The 16,159-nt window shown below is 67.0% G+C and carries 14 protein-coding genes; 2 read left to right on the forward strand and 12 right to left on the reverse strand.

From position 1 onward, the window contains the following. Nucleotides 1-56: 56 nt before the first annotated feature. The 12 genes from ABTZ59_RS27710 to ABTZ59_RS27765 all read right to left on the reverse strand — a co-directional run bounded on the left by ABTZ59_RS27710 (nt 57) and on the right by ABTZ59_RS27765 (nt 13,723). Entirely contained in the window at nt 57-746 is a 690-nt protein-coding gene (locus ABTZ59_RS27710; protein WP_351418911.1) for a muconolactone Delta-isomerase family protein, read from the reverse strand. Beyond that, nucleotides 743-2,782, reverse strand: coding sequence for an alpha-ketoacid dehydrogenase subunit alpha/beta (locus ABTZ59_RS27715; RefSeq protein ID WP_351418914.1), 2,040 nt, complete (start codon nt 2,780-2,782; stop codon nt 743-745). Before ABTZ59_RS27715 ends, ABTZ59_RS27710 begins: the two co-directional genes overlap by 4 nt. Nucleotides 2,783-2,849: 67 nt before the next feature. Then, nucleotides 2,850-5,060 (reverse strand): glycoside hydrolase family 2 TIM barrel-domain containing protein, encoded by a 2,211-nt coding sequence (locus ABTZ59_RS27720; RefSeq protein WP_351418917.1) that lies wholly within the window; start codon nt 5,058-5,060, stop codon nt 2,850-2,852. A gap of 561 nt (nt 5,061-5,621) precedes the next feature. After that, nucleotides 5,622-6,386, reverse strand: coding sequence for an IclR family transcriptional regulator (locus tag ABTZ59_RS27725; protein WP_351418920.1), 765 nt, complete (start codon nt 6,384-6,386; stop codon nt 5,622-5,624). A 97-nt stretch (nt 6,387-6,483) separates the two neighbouring features. Next, on the reverse strand, nt 6,484-6,945 hold the full coding sequence (locus tag ABTZ59_RS27730; protein WP_351418924.1) for a VOC family protein: 462 nt from the start codon (nt 6,943-6,945) through the stop codon (nt 6,484-6,486). A gap of 22 nt (nt 6,946-6,967) precedes the next feature. Beyond that, the gene (locus ABTZ59_RS27735; protein WP_351418927.1) at nt 6,968-8,134 is read right to left on the reverse strand and encodes a mandelate racemase/muconate lactonizing enzyme family protein; all 1,167 of its coding nucleotides are present in this window, start codon (nt 8,132-8,134) and stop codon (nt 6,968-6,970) included. A 74-nt stretch (nt 8,135-8,208) separates the two neighbouring features. After that, entirely contained in the window at nt 8,209-9,306 is a 1,098-nt protein-coding gene (locus ABTZ59_RS27740) for a glycoside hydrolase family 113 protein (protein WP_351418929.1), read from the reverse strand. A gap of 5 nt (nt 9,307-9,311) precedes the next feature. Further along, the gene (locus tag ABTZ59_RS27745) at nt 9,312-10,121 is read right to left on the reverse strand and encodes an SDR family NAD(P)-dependent oxidoreductase (protein WP_351418932.1); all 810 of its coding nucleotides are present in this window, start codon (nt 10,119-10,121) and stop codon (nt 9,312-9,314) included. Between the two features lie 97 nt (nt 10,122-10,218). Then, a complete protein-coding gene (locus ABTZ59_RS27750; protein WP_351418934.1) occupies nt 10,219-11,052 on the reverse strand; it encodes an SDR family NAD(P)-dependent oxidoreductase in 834 nt (277 codons plus the stop codon). A 51-nt stretch (nt 11,053-11,103) separates the two neighbouring features. Further along, the gene (locus ABTZ59_RS27755) at nt 11,104-12,174 is read right to left on the reverse strand and encodes a glycoside hydrolase family 113 protein (protein WP_351418936.1); all 1,071 of its coding nucleotides are present in this window, start codon (nt 12,172-12,174) and stop codon (nt 11,104-11,106) included. A 231-nt stretch (nt 12,175-12,405) separates the two neighbouring features. After that, nucleotides 12,406-12,912 (reverse strand): VOC family protein, encoded by a 507-nt coding sequence (locus tag ABTZ59_RS27760; RefSeq protein ID WP_351418940.1) that lies wholly within the window; start codon nt 12,910-12,912, stop codon nt 12,406-12,408. A gap of 28 nt (nt 12,913-12,940) precedes the next feature. Next, complete coding sequence (locus tag ABTZ59_RS27765) at nt 12,941-13,723, reverse strand: GntR family transcriptional regulator (protein WP_351418943.1); 783 nt, start codon at nt 13,721-13,723, stop codon at nt 12,941-12,943. Nucleotides 13,724-14,321: 598 nt separating this feature from the next. On the opposite strand from ABTZ59_RS27765, the gene ABTZ59_RS27770 reads away from it, so the two are divergent. Continuing rightward, the gene (locus ABTZ59_RS27770) at nt 14,322-15,527 is read left to right on the forward strand and encodes a glycoside hydrolase family 113 protein (protein WP_351418946.1); all 1,206 of its coding nucleotides are present in this window, start codon (nt 14,322-14,324) and stop codon (nt 15,525-15,527) included. A 253-nt stretch (nt 15,528-15,780) separates the two neighbouring features. Further along, nucleotides 15,781-16,137 (forward strand): tyrosine-type recombinase/integrase, encoded by a 357-nt coding sequence (locus ABTZ59_RS27775; RefSeq protein WP_351418948.1) that lies wholly within the window; start codon nt 15,781-15,783, stop codon nt 16,135-16,137. Nucleotides 16,138-16,159: the final 22 nt, after the last annotated feature.

Below are 16,159 nucleotides of genomic sequence, written 5' to 3' on the forward strand. Positions count from 1 at the left end.
TCGTCCGACAGGATCAACTCGGCCTTCGGCCGCCCAGTACGCGCCACCCCACAACCCTACACATCTGAACAGAATTCCAGACTCAGAAGACTAGGGCGTGTTGCGAAAGTCCCGCCTGCCTGGCGACGCCTGTCACGCACGCTCGCGGCGTTGTCGGGATCACCCCAGTACGTCCAGTACTGGGGAGACCCTCCGCCTTGCGATCGCACGCACCAGACGCCGCCAGGCCCGCCCTCCGGGCGGACGGCGCTACTTTCGCAACACGCCCTAGTACTCGCAGCCGCCGGCAACGCCGTACGTCGCTCACCCCGCGCGCGAACCTGCAACACAGGGAGTGCCGCCAGCTCAGTGCGCCCTCTTCGCACACTGCCACCACGCCTCCGCAGGTTCAGCGACGGCAGCGGATCGAGCGGAATCCGACCGCGCGCCGACTTCACCGTCATATCGCCCTCGCGTGTGAGCCTGGGATCACTCGGGTGCTCGGTGAGCCGGGCCCACTCGATCCGCATGTACGGCCGCAAGGGAAGGCTGTCGAGCTTGCGCAGCAGCGCATTCTCATCAGGAGCGCGCCAGATGCCCGCGTTCGCCCATCGTCCCTCGATCCGCCAGAGCGCATAGATGCTGCCGTCGGCCGCCAGCTCGCGGGCACGCCGGGCTTCCTCGGCGCGGAGCTCGTCCAGCGTGGCGGTGTCGAGATCGCCGGTGTCGATCTCGACATTGACGAGGAACTCGACGAGGCCGGTCACTTTCCCACTGCCTTGCGAGCAGCCGCCGCAATCGACTCCGCGTTGGGCAGGAGAAGCTCCTGCAGGGCGGGAGCGGAGGGCATCCGCACATCGGGCGTCCCCACGCGTACCACTGGATGCCGCAGCTGATCGAAGTGGTTCTCGGTGATCATCGCCGTGACTTCGGCCCCGAACCCCCCGTGAAGGAACGCCTCGTGTGCGACCACGACCCGTCCACCGGACTGGCTGACGGCGCGAGCGATCGCCGCCTCGTCCAGCGGGCGCACCCAGCGCAGGTCCAGAACCGTCGCCTGCACCCCCTCGGCCTGAAGCTGCTGGGCCGCGCGGAGAGCCGGCGCGACCATCGAGCCCCACGTGATGATGGCAACGTCGTGTCCGTCGCGGTGGAACCGGGCCCCGGCGGCGATCTCCGACGGTCCTTCGAACCGCACGAGTCCGGAGTCCTGGTACATCGACCGGTGTTCGATGAGTACGACCGGGTCAGGATCCTCGATCGCCGCGAGCGTCATCGAGTAGGCGTCCTGAGGTGTGGCGGGCAGGCCGACCTTGATGCCGGGGACATGCGCGAGGATCGCCTCAACACTCTGGGAGTGCTGCGCGCAGGAACCGGGCGTGACTCCCTGCTGCATCCGGACAACCAGCGGCGCCGATACCTTGCCGCGGTTGATGTACCGCACGTTGGACGCCTGGTTGACGATCTGATCGAGCGCGACGAAGACGAAGTCAGCCCACATGATCTCGACCACGGGGCGCATGCCCTCCATCGCGGCACCGACCGCCGAACCGAGGATGGCAGCCTCGGCGATCGGCGTGTCGAAGACCCGCTCCTCACCGAACTCCTTCTGGAGTTTGCGGGTCACCCCGAAGATCCCGCCGGCGACACCGACGTCCTCGCCGTACAGGAGCACCTCGGAGCGGCGCGCCATGGCGTCCTTCAACGCCTCGTTGACCGCCCTGAAGTACGTCACTTCCTTGGGCTCGACAGCAGCGCGCGTAGTGGGGCGCGGCAGGTCGGGTGCGTAGAGATGCTCCAGAGCGTCTTCGCCCGTCGGCGCCGGCGCCTGCCGGGTACGCTCGGCGAGCTCGGAGATCTGCTCGGCCACCTCCGCCTCGACCTGCTCGACCTCGGCGCCCGAGAGCCCCTCGAGTTCGCGGAACCGCTTCAGCGGGTCGGCGGCCTCCGCCTCCTCGATGTCCTGGGCGGGACGGTAGTGCTGCACATCCTTGTTGTAATGACCGGACAGCCGCGCCGTCTTGAACTCGACGAATACCGGACCGCGACCATCCCGGCACACGGCTGCGGCTTCCGCCACGGCCTCGCATACGGCGACGGGGTCGTTGCCATCGACGATGTGAGCCTCGATGCCAAGCCCCTGGGCCCTGGTCGCGAGGTGCTCACCGCGCGTCGTCGTAGTGATCGGGGTCATCTCCGACCAGCCGTTGTTCTCGCAGACGAAGATCACAGGGAGGTTCTTCGCCGCCGCGAACACCATCGCCTCGGTCGTCGCCCCTTGGTTCATGGCTCCATCGCCGAGCGAGGTGAGGACGACCTTTCCGTCGCCGCGGATCTGTGAGGCCATCGCGACACCATCGGCGATGGGCAGGCCCGCACCGATGATGGAGTTCTCCCCCAGGAAGCCGACCTCGGGTGCGCTCAGCAGTGGCGAGCCCGAACGGCCGCCATTGGTGCCCTCGGCCCGCTGGGCGATCTCGGCCATGACCGCGAAGGGATCGGCCCCCGCCGCGAGCGCCCAGCCGTGTCCGCGGTAGGTCGACAGCACGCGGTCGCCCTCCTTCAACGCGGCCACGGCGCCGACCGGGATCGCCTCCTGTCCCAGGCAGAGGTGGATGGACCCGGCAACGTGCCCTTCCCGCCCCAGTTCGAGGACCTTCTCCTCGAACCTCCGAATGAAGGCCATACGCCGATACAGCTCAAGCGGCTTGATCACGATCGCCCCTTCTTTCACTTGCCCACGGACGCGGTGTACACCGCACGCAGACCGTTCGGGTTTCAATACTATGAACGTTCTATTCATTTAGTTCAAGTCATCGGAGTCGGGATTCGCAGCCTTTACCCGTTCGGCAAGCGAACAGCCCGCGGCGTCAGTCCGAAGCGACGCGGACGTCGCGCACGCTGCGCACCGAGTAGCCCTCGCCGTCGGTGAGTTCCGCGACGATCTGGTGCTCGCCGTCGGGGATCACCGTCGTCAGGCCGAAGTGCTGCCGTTCCTGGCCCAACGCCGGGATGCGGATGGTGCGCCGTTGCTCGCTGACCAACTCGCCCGAATCAGCGTCCCGGACGCGTACGACCAGGTCCCCGTTCCAGTCGTCGGGCAGGTCGTTGATGGCGGCCACCGGGATCTCGTGGAGGATGCCGCCGCGGAGTCGGCGATCCCACACATCGACCATGAGGGCAACCGGCGCGAACGCGTCGCGTACGTACCGGAGGAAGTGAGGCTCGTAGTCCAGGGATTCGACATCGGTGAAGGCATCGGCGGTCGAAACCCGGTCATGGGAACTCGACAGCGCACAGAACAGCAGCAGACCTGCCAGTGTGCGGTTGCACCGGAAGAACTCGGTTTCCGCGGCCGTGAGGCGCGCACGCGTGTAGCGGCGTTCGTCGGCGGTCGCGGCCGGCCAGCCGTCCAGCGATTCATAGATCGGCTCGGTGAGGCGCGTGGGCTTGCCGTCGCGGGTGAGCCACAGCCAGCCATACTCCTCCAGCAGCACGGCGTTGCCGACGGTGTTGACCGGCACGCCGTCGAAGTCCTTGTTCGGCGTGCGCAGATGCGGCAGCAGCTCCTGCGGTGCGCCGCCGAGTGGATAACCGATCGCGGTCTTGCGCATCCCCGACAGCATTCCGATGCCGGCGGGCTCTTTGCGCATCGCGGCGTTCCATTGCAGGTACCAGTGCGCGACGTAGGGGTCCGCGTCGGTAGGGGGGCCACTCCAGCCGTCGCCCCAGGGCCGATGCTGCGGGTCAAGCTCGCGGATTCGCTCGACGAGGATTCGGGTCTCCGGGGACCTCCCCTCGCAGTTGCTGACCCACATCACGACCGACGGGTGATTGCAGTGCCCCTCGACCCACTCGGAGAATTCGGTCTCAAGCGCGTCGGCGGTCAGCACCGCCGGCCATGGGACCCTCGCCGGTTCGGTCGTGCGCGGCTGTCCTTCGGTGATGCTGCGCAGTCCGTGGCCTCGCACGCTCGGGTCGAGGGCGCGAGCGGCTTCGACGGCGGGTGCGTCGTCGGAGAGGTCGATGTAGAAGAGCGGGAACTCGTCGATGACGAGCAGGCCCTCCTCGTCGGCGATGTCGTACCAGAAGTCGGGCGGGAACCCGATGGCGTAGCGGATGGTGTTCCAGTGCATGGCCTTGAACTGGCGATGCAGCCTACGCACCCACGTGGGATCCCACGGCCTGCCGCCCCGGTCTGGATCTTCGAAGAATCGGAACATCGCGGCTGCCGATCCGCGCATGGGATACCGCTGCCCGTTGAGCAGCGCATACCCGGATGCCCTGTCGAAGACGAACGACCGCATGCCGAACCTGACGCTGCACGAATCGGCAGGGGTACTGAGGTCCAGCACATACAGGAACGGATCCTCGGGACTCCACAGCCGCGGCGACTCCAGCGCCACCTCCAACTCCACCTCGCGGCTCTCGTGCGGCGCGAGCGAGAGTTCACCGCTGTTCGTGCTGCCGCGCTCGTCGCCGGAGGCCGCCTCTCGAACCACGGCAGCCAGCGTGAACACGGCCGGCTCGTCTCCGGCGCGGAGCCGAGCGAGCACCCGCACCGACCCGGCGTCCAGGTCCGGCGCGGTCTTGACCACGTCGATGTACGGATACTCGGCGAGGACCAGTTCAACCGAGTCGTAGATGCCGGGAACAGCAAGGTACGCCTCTATGTCACGTCCGTCGGGCACCGGTGTCGGCTCCTCGTCGCGCCACGGTCCGAGCCGCACGAGTAGTTCGTTGCGACCGCGCTGGAGCGCGCCGGTGAGATCGAACTCGCCCACGGTGTGGTTGGGGCGGTGCTCGCCGATCTCCACGCCGTTGAGGATCACCTTCGTGCCGTAGCGCGCCTTGCCGATCTGTAGAAGGTTCAGCGGCGCGGGCTCTCGGTCGAGGTCGAACTCACGTCGCATCCAGAAGGCCTCGCGCAGGCTGCTCTGCAGCCCGACCTCCGCGAAGGAGGGGGAGGCCATGTCGAGCAGACCCGGCACCGGCACGGTGTGGTCGAACGCCTCCGGGGCCTTTCCGAGGCTTCCTTCGGCCGCCGTCCAGGCGCCGTCGAGATTGATGATGCTGCGCATACCTCACGCGCTCCTCTCCACGCGAGCCGGCGTAGCGAAGCTGCGCACACGTCTCGCGATTTGTCGTTGACGCCATGTGGTCGCGGTAGAACGGCTCGGTCGAGCCCGCGGTTCGACGCAATGTCCGGTCATCGGCGGCGCAGAGCCTTCGGAGCATGGGTGCCCACATATGAACGTCCGTCTGCACCGCTCTCGTCGCACGATCGGCACCAGTGTTGAGACCATAGCCGAAGAAACAAGATAGTGATAGAGGTTTTCAAATCATGAAATGAAAGTTGCCAGGGAAGGATCCCATGACGGCCTTGCGCTGCCAGCCGGGCAACGTCCGGGACCACCAACGGCAAAGGGCCGCCCGGGCATCACGACCGGGCGGCCCCATCGAGGCGCAAGGAGTCCTCTGGTGCTGTGACCGGAAACGTTCACCGGCTCGCGACGCCCGGCACGGCACCTCGCCGCGTTATCGGAGTCGCGCGAGTACGCCCAGTACGAGCGCGATCCTCCGCCTTGCGATGCACCGCACCGGACGCCGCGAGCCCCCGGCAAACCCTTCCGGCCACAGCACTAGACAGCCGATGCCGCCTCCCGCAGCGCCGCGACCAGTACATCCTCAGTGGCGTCGAACCGCTGACTGGGAGCGGACAGGGTGATGCAGGCGGCGACCACGTCGTCGCGCCTCAGCGGGACGCTGACGCAGGTGACGCCCTCCTGGAACTCTTCGCGGTCGTACGCGAGACCCGCCTGTCGGATGGCCTCGAACTCGGCGAGCAGATCGGCCTTCCTCGTGATCGTGTGCTCGGTCACCTGCCGAAGGCGGATCCTGTCGAGCACGGCGGCCCGAACCTCCTGCGGCGCGAACGCGAGGAGCAGCTTGCCGCTCGCACGGGCATGCACGTCCTTGTCGAACCCGACGTCCAGCCCGACGACTCGCACGGCATGCGCGCCCTCGACCTTGTCGAGCACCTGAACCCCGCCGTTGCGCCACACGCCCAAGTACGCGGCTTCTCCGGTCTTGCGCGCCACCGAGTGCAGTGCCTTGCGGTACTCCGGTGGCACCCAGCCGGCTCGCTGGTAGGCATCGGCGATGACGGCGGCCTTCGGGCCGAGGCGGAATACACGGGACTCGTCTTTGACGAGCATGCCTTCGGCCCAGAGCGTAGTGAGCAAGTGATGGGTCGTAGCCGGCGACAGTCCGGCCCGGTCGGCCAGGTGCTTGGCCGTCTCGCCGTCGGGGCTCTCGGCGATGGCCAGCAACAGCCCGACCGCCCGGCTGACGGACTGAATACGAGTCTGGCTCCGGGGCTCGTCGAGCGGTCCTTGATCAGTCATACTCTTAAATCTAGCGTTCACCATTTGATGCTGGCGATGCCGGACCGGTTCCCATGCACGTCGTGCGGCGGCGTTGACTCTGCCTCGTTGCTCGCCATCAGCCAGACTGAGCGGGCGTGCGCGGGGGCTGGACCAGTTCCACGATGTGTTCATCAGGGTCGCGGAGATACACCACGAGGGCGCCGGCGTTGATTCCGCGGTCGAGTTCGACGGGGTCACTGAATCGCCGTCCGCCGGCCGCCTCAAGTCGCGCGAGGAGCGTCCGAAGGTCGTCGCAGGTCACCGCGACGTGCCCGCCGCCGGGATCACGCGGCAGCAGCTTCTTGGGCTCGCCGTACGGGGAAACGTATTGCAGCAGCTCGATGAAGTCGTCGCTGCCGGGGAATCGCAGGTGCGCCTGATGTACGTGCGCGCCGGGTTCCTGCGTGACGACTTCGATATAGCCGCGGTCCTGTGACTGCCGGGCCACGAGTTCGAGCCCGAGGGCGTCCTGCCAGAACTTGAGCGACCGACCGATGTCGCTCACGGTGAGCCCGCAGTGGCGGAATGTTGCCGTCATGACCGTGCACTCCCGTCGCGGCTCATGCCGCATCGATGCGGACGACGGATACGGCATCGCGGCGGAGCCGTTCCCAGTCCAAGTGGATGCCGACACCGGGCCTGCGGTCCACGACCGCCTCGCCGGCTTCGATCTCGATCTCTCCGTCGAAGTAGCGGTCGATGGGGTCCGAGCCGCTCGCCGACGAGATGTGCTCGACACTGGTGACGATCGGGTAGGCACAGGCCAACTGGGTGGCGACGGCGGTGAACACATGGGGGATGACGTCGACCCCGCGCAGGCTCGCCGCCTCGATCCCGCTGAGCGCCGCACGGATCCCGCCGCATGTCGTCGGATCGACCCGGAGCACCGAGACGCTCTCCAGGAGGTCGAGGTACTGCACCGGATCGACGACATCCTCGCCGGCAGCCAATTCGATCCCGGTGCCGCGGTGCAGCTCGCGAAGTCTGCGCCATTCGATGGGCGCAAAGGGGTCCTCGAGCACAGCAACGCCTACGTCCTCCAGCAGCCGGGCGGTCCGGATGGCCTCGGGCAGTGTCGCGAGACTGTAATGCGCGTCCACTGCCAGCCGTGTCTCGGGCCTGAGCGCGTCGCGGGCACGGCTGAGGAACGCGATCGACTTCGGCGAACCAAGGTCGCCCACCATGAGTTTGATCTGCCGGTGACCACACCGTTCCAGTTCGGTCACCTCCTCGATGACGGACTCGTCACCACGTACGTCGCGGAAATAGCCGGCAACGGGCATCACCGGGACCCGGTCGCGGGTGGCGCCGAGCAGGTCGCCCAGCGGGGCACCGGCGCGCTTCGCGGCAAGGTCCCACAGCGCGATGTCGGCGAGGCTTGCCGCCCGGACGAGCAACGGCCGCACGGCCGGGCTCGCCGACAGGATCCGCTGGAGGGTTCCCTGCCGGTCACCGACCCTCGTGCCGGCCACCAGGCGGAGCATGGACTTGAGCGTGGCCGCGAGGGGTGTGCCCCGGGTGTACCCGAAGGCGAAGCCTTCTGCGCCCGTGTCGTCGACGAGCCTCAGGGCTACGTAGTCACGAGTGGCATAGACGGCGTCACCAAGCCGTACTGGGGCGGGGAGCGTAAGTGAGCAGCCGATGATCTCTGCGAGCGCTACGCGATGCCCGACGTCCCCATTGATAACTGTTATTGCGCTCTCGCCTCGCGCGGATTGCAGCGTCATAGCTTGGCTCCATGTTGGAGGGGGGCGAGGGGGACCAGGTTCGGTCTGGTCCCCCTGCGGACCCGAGCCGGGCTTCAGTCGTTCGAGGCGCCCAGTTTCTGGAACATCTCGGCCACTCGGTGGAAGGACTCCTTGCGTTCCCACGGTTGGTTGTCCTGCGCTCGGGGGTCCTCCGGCGGGTAGAACCGCACGAGTGCGTACGAACCCAGGTCGAGATCCCGCGGTCCCTCTCCGCGGGGCCGGCTGATCTGGGAGAAGATGAAGACGAATGCCGCGTGGACGTCGTGTTCCTCGTAAAAGGTGAGCTGGCGCTCGATGTAGTCGGCCTGCTCACGCTCGCTGCGCGTGGGGACGGTGCCGTTCTGCCACACGGCGGAGCCGTCGGGGAGTACGTCCTCCACGACCCGCCAGCCCCGGGCGCCCAGGTCCGCCGCGCCAACGTAGGTGCAGCTCCCGAACTCCGGCACGATCACCGGGTTTCCGTACGAGCGGTAGTATTCGAGCCCGGCGAGGTACTCTTCGTCGCTCTGGCGCTCCCGGTAGAAGTTCGGGCCGGTGAGGTCGAAGATCGTCCAGTCGACGTCTTCGAAGGACGCGGCGGAGTACGTGACCGGTCCGTGGAACGACTCCCGTACGGTGGCCGCGAGTTCGCGCAGAGCGTCGTTGAGCCGGCTGTGCGGCTCGCTGAGATCGTCGTGCAGTCCTTGCGGTGTCAGCGGCAGCGCGCCGCCCTCGAAGTAGCCCTTCGCCCACGCACTGCGCTCGAAGATGTCCGATCCGGGGTACACGCCGTCGCAGAAGATCGAGTACTCGCAGTTGGTGATGAACACGATGTCCGCGCCGTCCTGGCGGAGCTGCTCCGCCAGCGCCGCAGCCTCGGCGACGTACTGCTTGGAGGCCGCGAGGTCGACGTTCATCTTCCACGGCGAGAAGAAGACAGCGAGTCCTTCAGCGATCGCCGCCCGGCTCGCGAGCATCAGTCGGTCGAGGTCTTCCCCCTCGACGCGCACCGCGTTCGCGTGCAGGTCGTGCGCGATGACCCGCATGTCATTGCGGACCACGTCCGGCACGAAGGGCTCGACGGACGATGGGTCCTCCCCCAACACCCGATAGCCGACGTCGTAGACGACTCCGTAGTACTTCATGATCTGGCCTTCCTCTGTGGTGGGCATTCATTTCAGCTGTGGCGTCTGCGGACGGGAGGTGGAACGACACCCTGCGGCCACGGCCCGCGCACGGTGAGTGCTCCGTCGACGAGGAGCGTGGTACCGCTTACGTAGCTGGCGGCAGGTGAAGCCAGGAAGGCGATCGCCCTGGCGACTTCGGCGGGCTCGGCCAACCGCTCGAACGGGCTGAGCTTTTCGAGCGTGCTGACGTCAAGCCGACCGGCATCGATCGCTGTGGCGATCATGGGTGTCTTCACCCAACCAGGAGCGACGGCGTTGATCCGGATTCCGGACGGAGCCCACTCCACCGCCAGGGTCCGTACGATCGCCTCGATACCGCCCTTGGCCGCGGTGTAGGAGAGACGGTGCGGCGTACCCATGTGTGCCGCCACCGAAGAGATGGCGACGATCGCCGGCTCGGCGGCCTCGCACAGATACGGGAAGGCCGCACGCACACAGCGGATCGTGCCGACCAGGTGGATGTCGAGCATCCGAAGCAGCGCATCGTCCGCAAGCGTGTCTGACGGCGACGGGTCGATGACGCCGGCGCACGGGATCACGGCGTCGAGCCGATCCCAGCGCTCGGCCGCGTCGCGCGTCGCTGCTTCCACCGACGAAGTGCTGGTGACATCCACGCCGACGGAATGGGCTGTTGTTCCCGTCTTTCCTCTTCGGGTGGCGACGCGCTCGGCGCCCTCGGTGTCCCGGTCGGCCACGACCACGCGCCACCCCTGCTGCGCCAGCTCATCGGCCGTCGCCTCACCGATCCCGCTCGCGCCGCCGATGACCAGGGCGACAGGTCCTGCGTTTTCTCCTGCCATGTGTCTGTCCTCTGTTGAAGTTCAAGCTGGGTTTGCAGCGGATCAGGTGTGGGCCCGCGGCCCACAGCTTGCTGCTGCCGCAGCCATCTGTGGCCGCTCAGGCCATGACGCCGAGGGAAGCCCCCGCGCCCACGACTTCCGCGGCGTACCGTCCGGCGGTCCAGCCGCCGTCGACCGTGATCTCTGTGCCGGTGAGGTAGGAAGCGCGGTCCGAGGCGGCGAACGCGATGGCGTCCGCGATGTCGGAGGCATAACCGATCCGGCCAAGGGCGAGGACCCGGTTGAAGGGGGCTTCCGGCGCGTCCGGGCCGCTCATCGGTGTCGCGATGGTGCCAGGGCGTACCACGCACACGCGTACGCCCTTCGGGCCCAACTCCATCGCCGCGACCTTCGACATTGCCGCGATACCACCCTTGGTCGCCGCGTAGACGCCGAGCGTCTCGACTGGTGTTGTCGCCACGACGGAGCCGACATTGACGATGACGCCGCCCCCGGTCTCGGGCATCTCGCGGCCTGCCGTGCGCATGCCGAGGAATGGGCCGCGGAAGTTGACGTCGACGACGCGCTCAAAGTCCTCGTCCGTTGTGTCGGCGATCGACCCACAAGGCATCACCCCGGCGTTGTTCACCAGAATATTCACGGGGCCGAAGGCGCTTCGCGCGGCGGCGAAGGCCCCATTCCACTGCGCTCGCTCCGTCACATCCAGGTTGATCGCGATGGCCGCGTCGCCGATCTCCGAGGCAATCACCGCGGCCTCGGCGAAACGGACGTCGGCACAGACGACCTGCGCGCCCAGTGAGGCCAGTCGGCGGGCGGTCGCCTCGCCGATGCCTCCCGCGGCTCCGGTGACGAGCGCGACCCGCCCCGCCAGCTCTCCATCCATGTCCAGCTCCCGTTCGTCGGTTCGGTGGATCAGCCACGGCTGTTCCACGACTGCCTCCCCTGCGTGGCAGTCCTGCGGCCGCATGTGTCCGTGGTGTGGTCAGCCCGCCCGCTTGGCGGCTTCGGCCTCGCGACGGTAGAAATCGGCGACCCGGTGAAACGCCTCCTTGGGCTCCCAAGGAGGCATGGCCTTGGACCTCGGGTCGTCCTCCGGGTAGGTCTTGACCAGGGCAAAGTTGGCGCGGTCGAGGTCTCGCTGCCCCTCGCCTGTGCGCATGGCGGGGAAGGAGAAGTTGAAGATGAAGACAGCGTCGACGCCTGCTCCGCTGAGGAGTTCGAGCTGACGCCCGACGTAGTCGGCCTGCTCGCGCTCACTGCGGGTGGGAGCAACTCCATCGCGCCAGATGCCGGTGCCGTCGGGGTTCGTGCCCTGCAGTACGGCGAACCCCGCGTCGCCAAGAGCTCCTGCCCCCTCGTAGGCACAGCAGCCGACCTCCATGACGGCGAGCGGCTTGCCATGCCGGTAGTGATCCAGGCCCGTGACGTATTCCTGGTCGGTCTCGCCGCGACGGTAGTAGTCGACCCCCACGAGGTCGAACAGTCCCCAGTCGACGTCCTCCCACGCTCCCGCGGAGTACGTCAACTGGCCTTGGAAGTCAGCCCGGATGGTCTCGGCGAAGGACTTGAGGGCCTTGTTGAGCAGCTTGGCCTTCTCCGGCAGAGGATCGGGCAGAGCGGCCGGCGCCCCGAAAGCCGCCCCCTGCATCTGGGCGCCGAGCCACATTCCGCGCTCCATGTACGTCGAGCCCGGGTAGATCCCATCGCTGAAGATGGTGTACTCGCAGCCGGTCACGAAGACGATGTCAACGCCGTCGTTCCTGAGCTGCTCGGCCGCCTTGGCGGCCTCTGCCAGGTAGACGCGCGTCTCGTCGGCGTCTGCGTTCATCTTCCACGGGTTGAAGAAGACGGTGAGGCCGCAGGCGTGCGCGACCTGAGTCGCGGTGACCAGCCGGTCGATGTCCTCCCCTTCGATCCGAACCGCGTTGGCGTGCAGGGTGTCAGCGATCGCGCGTATGTCGTGCTCGACAAGCCCGCGTGAGAAGGGGTCGACCGACAGCGCCTCCTTCGTGAACCTCAGACCAACGTCGTACACAACACCGCGATACTTCATGGGACTCGCTCCTGGATAGGTTGGGTCATGGCAGGCTCAGCCCTGCGCGTGCGCGGGACCTGCGTCGTGGCTACCGGTTCGGATGTGCGCAGAGTTGGGTTTCGGGCCTTGGGCAAAGCGATGAAGGTCGGCCGACCGCCCTCGTCCGCGAGTGGCCGACCAGGCGGTGCGTGTATTGAGCGCAGGTCCGCACAGCGTGGTCGCCGCTCCCCCGCGGCTTCGCCAATGTGCTTACGAAGCAGCTGTCATCCGGGCCCGCAGCGCCGCGGCCCGCTCGACGCCGTACTCCATGAGTTCGAGGGTGTGGCCGTCGGGGTCGTGCAGATAGCAGGCCCGGCTCCCGCGGTTGACGCCAGCCGTCACCTCGGTCGGCGGGTTACGCAAGACTCCACCGGAAGCTGTGACCCGCGCGCAGATGGCGTCGATGTCGTCGACGACGAACGCAAGGTGGCTCGCACCGACGTCGTTGGGAAGTGGGGCCACCCGGCCGCCAGGCTGTCTGACGTATTCAATGAGCTCGATCGTGTGACTGGACGGCCACACTGCCTCTTGGTCAGGCATCGCCAGTTGGGCCACCCGCAGCGCGGCGCCCGGGATGCCCACCAGAGTGCGGGTGTAGTCGTTGTCACCCGGCTGCCTGTGCACCTCCTTCAGGCCGAACACGCGGCAGTACCAGTCGGACGACCGGTCCAGGTCGGACACGGTGAGTCCGACGTGCAGCACACCATGCACTGCCATCACTCAGCGCTCCCTCGCTCGTGGGGAATCATGCGAAGACCGCCGCGCGGCCGGGTGAGATGACACCGGGAAGGCGAAATTCTCCCCTTCCTGACTCGATGGCCGCTGTCAGCTGGTCCTTGCGGCGATTCACATGCGTCACGACCGCCGCCGCGGCCCGCTCCGCGTCGCGCTCCCGCAGCAGGTCGAGCAGCAGTCGCCGATCCCGGTAGGAGTCAGCGATCTCGCTTTCGTTGGGATAAGTGCCGGCGAGCTGCACCTGGTTGAGGAGAGCCCACGTCTTGATCCATACGTTCACCAGGAAGCCGTGGAGCTGGGGCATTCCGGCGGCCTCGGCCACGATTTCATGGAAGCGGAAGTCGGGGGCCGCGTCGTACTTGCCCGGGGCCGGCGCACCGTGGCGAAGCCTGCCTTCCAACTCGGCCTGCACTCGCTCCAGGTCGGCAAGTTGCTCCTCCGTGATCCGGGCGCATGCTGCGCGGAAACTCACTGATTCCAGCGCAGCACGGATCGAATAGATCTCCGCGATGTGCCGCTCTTCGAACACCACGACTGCCCGAGCACCGTTGCCCGCCGCCTCCTCGATAAGACCGTCGCGCTCCAGTTGGCGCAAGGCTTCACGGATCGGCTGCCGACTGACTCCGACGCGCTGGGCGAGCTCCGTCTCCGACAAGGGAACCCCGGGTTCGATGTCACCACTGAAGATCCACTCGTACAGCTGACGCAGCACCCAGTCGCGAGTCGCGCGCCGGTCGCGCGGCGCCGAAGCACCAGTGCCGACTTGCCGAAGCATGCTCACTGCGACAGACATCTCACTCCTGTGGAAATTTTCGGATCCAGGATCCGGCCGAACTCCGGCCAGCATGGATGCCTGAGCACCGAGAGTCAACACTTCGCGCTAGGGCGACAAGGTTGCGTCGGCGATACCCGGATGCGACAACCGGGTTACGTTCGACAGTCAGCACACCAAGACTCAAGCGCGCCAAAGCCGCTGGTCAGTCCCATCCTTACCGCGCCAGGCCGACGCACCCCCCTCAGCAATCGAAGCCCTCGGCTGGCGCCTGCGGGCCAGCTCAAGGCACACCAGGCCGGACCATACGCCAGCATCGCACTCCTGGATCCTGGATCCGAAACTGGGGCGCTCAGCACCTGGGCAGGCCGGCCCACCAGTGCCGTCCGGCGAGCCGTTGGCCGCGAACCGCGCCATCCAGGTTCAATTATTTGAAACCCAATCTCACAGTATTGCAATACTCGTCGCAGGTTGCTTTGCTGAGGCCCACGGCTTCGTCGACCTGCCCGAGCCCCGGTCCTGCATCGGACTTGCCGATGCGGGAGCCCGCCAGACCAATACCGGCACGGTCGAGGACCGTGCGCGTCACGCCAGCACGTAGTCACGAGCGGAGGCAAGCATGGCTTCATCCCCGATCGCCCGTAGGGAACTGCTGCGGTACTCGGCCGGCGGTGTCGCCCTACCGTTTGCGCTCAACACCGTCAGCGGATCGACCCCCGCGGAAAGCCCTACTCCCACCCCGCATCGGCCGAGGCACTATGGCGTCGTCTACGACGTCGGTCTGAGGTTCGGTCCGGAGGGCCTGTCTGTCGAACCCTTCGATGAGGCTCTGGTCCGGTACGACATCAACTCGATCGCTGTCGAGCTCCACGCCAACGCCATCCGCATAGAGGGCGAAGTGATCGACCGGCTTGTGACCGCGACGCGAATCGCCCACGCTGCCGGTCTGACCGTCTACTTCAACCCGTGGAAGATGAACGCGGGCCTCGACGAGACGGGGACCTACGTCGCGGAGGCGGCACAGGCGGCCGAGCGACTGCGACGCGAGGGAGTGGACATCGTCTTCCTCGTCGGATGCGAACTCACGATCTTCACCGACGGTATCTACCCCGGCGCTTCATACGCGGAGAGGGGCGCGTGGCTGGCCGAACAAGCACGCCTCGCGTATACGCCGCCGGGCTCGCCCGAGGCCCAGAAGACCCTGGTGGAGAAGGCCGAGTTGCTCAACGTGACTCTCCGCTCCTATGCGGCGGATGTCCGCAGGAACTTCCACGGCGTCGTGTCGTACGCGGCTGGGCTTTGGGAGGACGTCGACTGGAGTCCGTTCGACATCGTCGGACTCGACGCGTACAGGGACAGCCAGACGGAGAAGGAGTACCGCGCGACATTCAGGCGATACCGCAAGTACGGCAAGCCGATCGCCTCCATGGAGTTCGGGTGCTGCAAGTACGCGGGTGCCGGCGCACGGGGCGCCGGAGGCTTCATCGTGCTCCAGGGTGCGAACCCGGACGGCACAGGAATATGGGCGGACGGCATCGTCCCGACGCGCGACGAAGCCGAGCAGGCCGAGTACATCGAAACGCAGATCGACCTGATGACAGAAGCAAAGGTTGACGCTCTGTTCGTGTTCGAATTCTCCAAGCCGGCGCTGCCGACAGGCGACGGTGCGAAGGACTTGGACATGGCGAACTTCGCGATCGTGAGCACCTATCCAGCAAGCGACCCCCGCTCCCAGCAGATGCCGCCGTGGAAGCGGACCGAGGGTTTCCGAAGGGTGTCGAAGATCTTTGCCCGCTTCGCTACGGAAGCAGGATCTGGGCGATGACGAACGAGGGGAGCTTCGGTGTCACGCCTCACCCCGTCCTCGCATGACTACGGGCACGTCGGCCAAGGCATAGTTCGGGTGTCCCTAGTCGTGGCGTTTGGGATCAACTGGCGGTGGCGTTAGCGGCGTTGGGTAGTACCGGGGAGCGCGTTCGCAGCGTCACCGAACTGCTCGCGGCCAAGGCCCCCGTCCCTGACCCGCGCCCTGCGCCGGGCCGGCCCGCGTACGTGCTCGTGGACGGCACAATCGCCGAGTGCGACGCCGCAAGGCTGGACTCGTCGACGGCAACGGCAACCCCACAGTGACCGCCCACCGGTTTCGCCACACGGTCGGCACCCAGCTCGCCGAAGGGGGCGCTCAGATCCAGACCATCATGGCTGTCCTCGGGCACCGCAACGCGCGGATGCCGGCCACGTACTCCCACATCAGCCACCCCGTCCTGAAGGAGCGGTACGAGAACGTCATCGCCGCCGACGGACGGACGGATCGCGGGACCTGCCGCCGAGGAGCTCCTGAGCAGAAGGATCGGCGAAGACACCCTGAACGGGCTCAAGACCAACTTCTTCAAGACCGAACTCGAACTCGGCCACTGCCTGCGGGCACCCGCTGAAGGGCCCTGCGAATGCGACCCC

Origin of the sequence: Streptomyces sp. NPDC094034 (assembly GCF_040303865.1) — a bacterium.
In the GTDB taxonomy this organism is placed as follows: Bacteria; Actinomycetota; Actinomycetes; order Streptomycetales; family Streptomycetaceae; genus Streptomyces.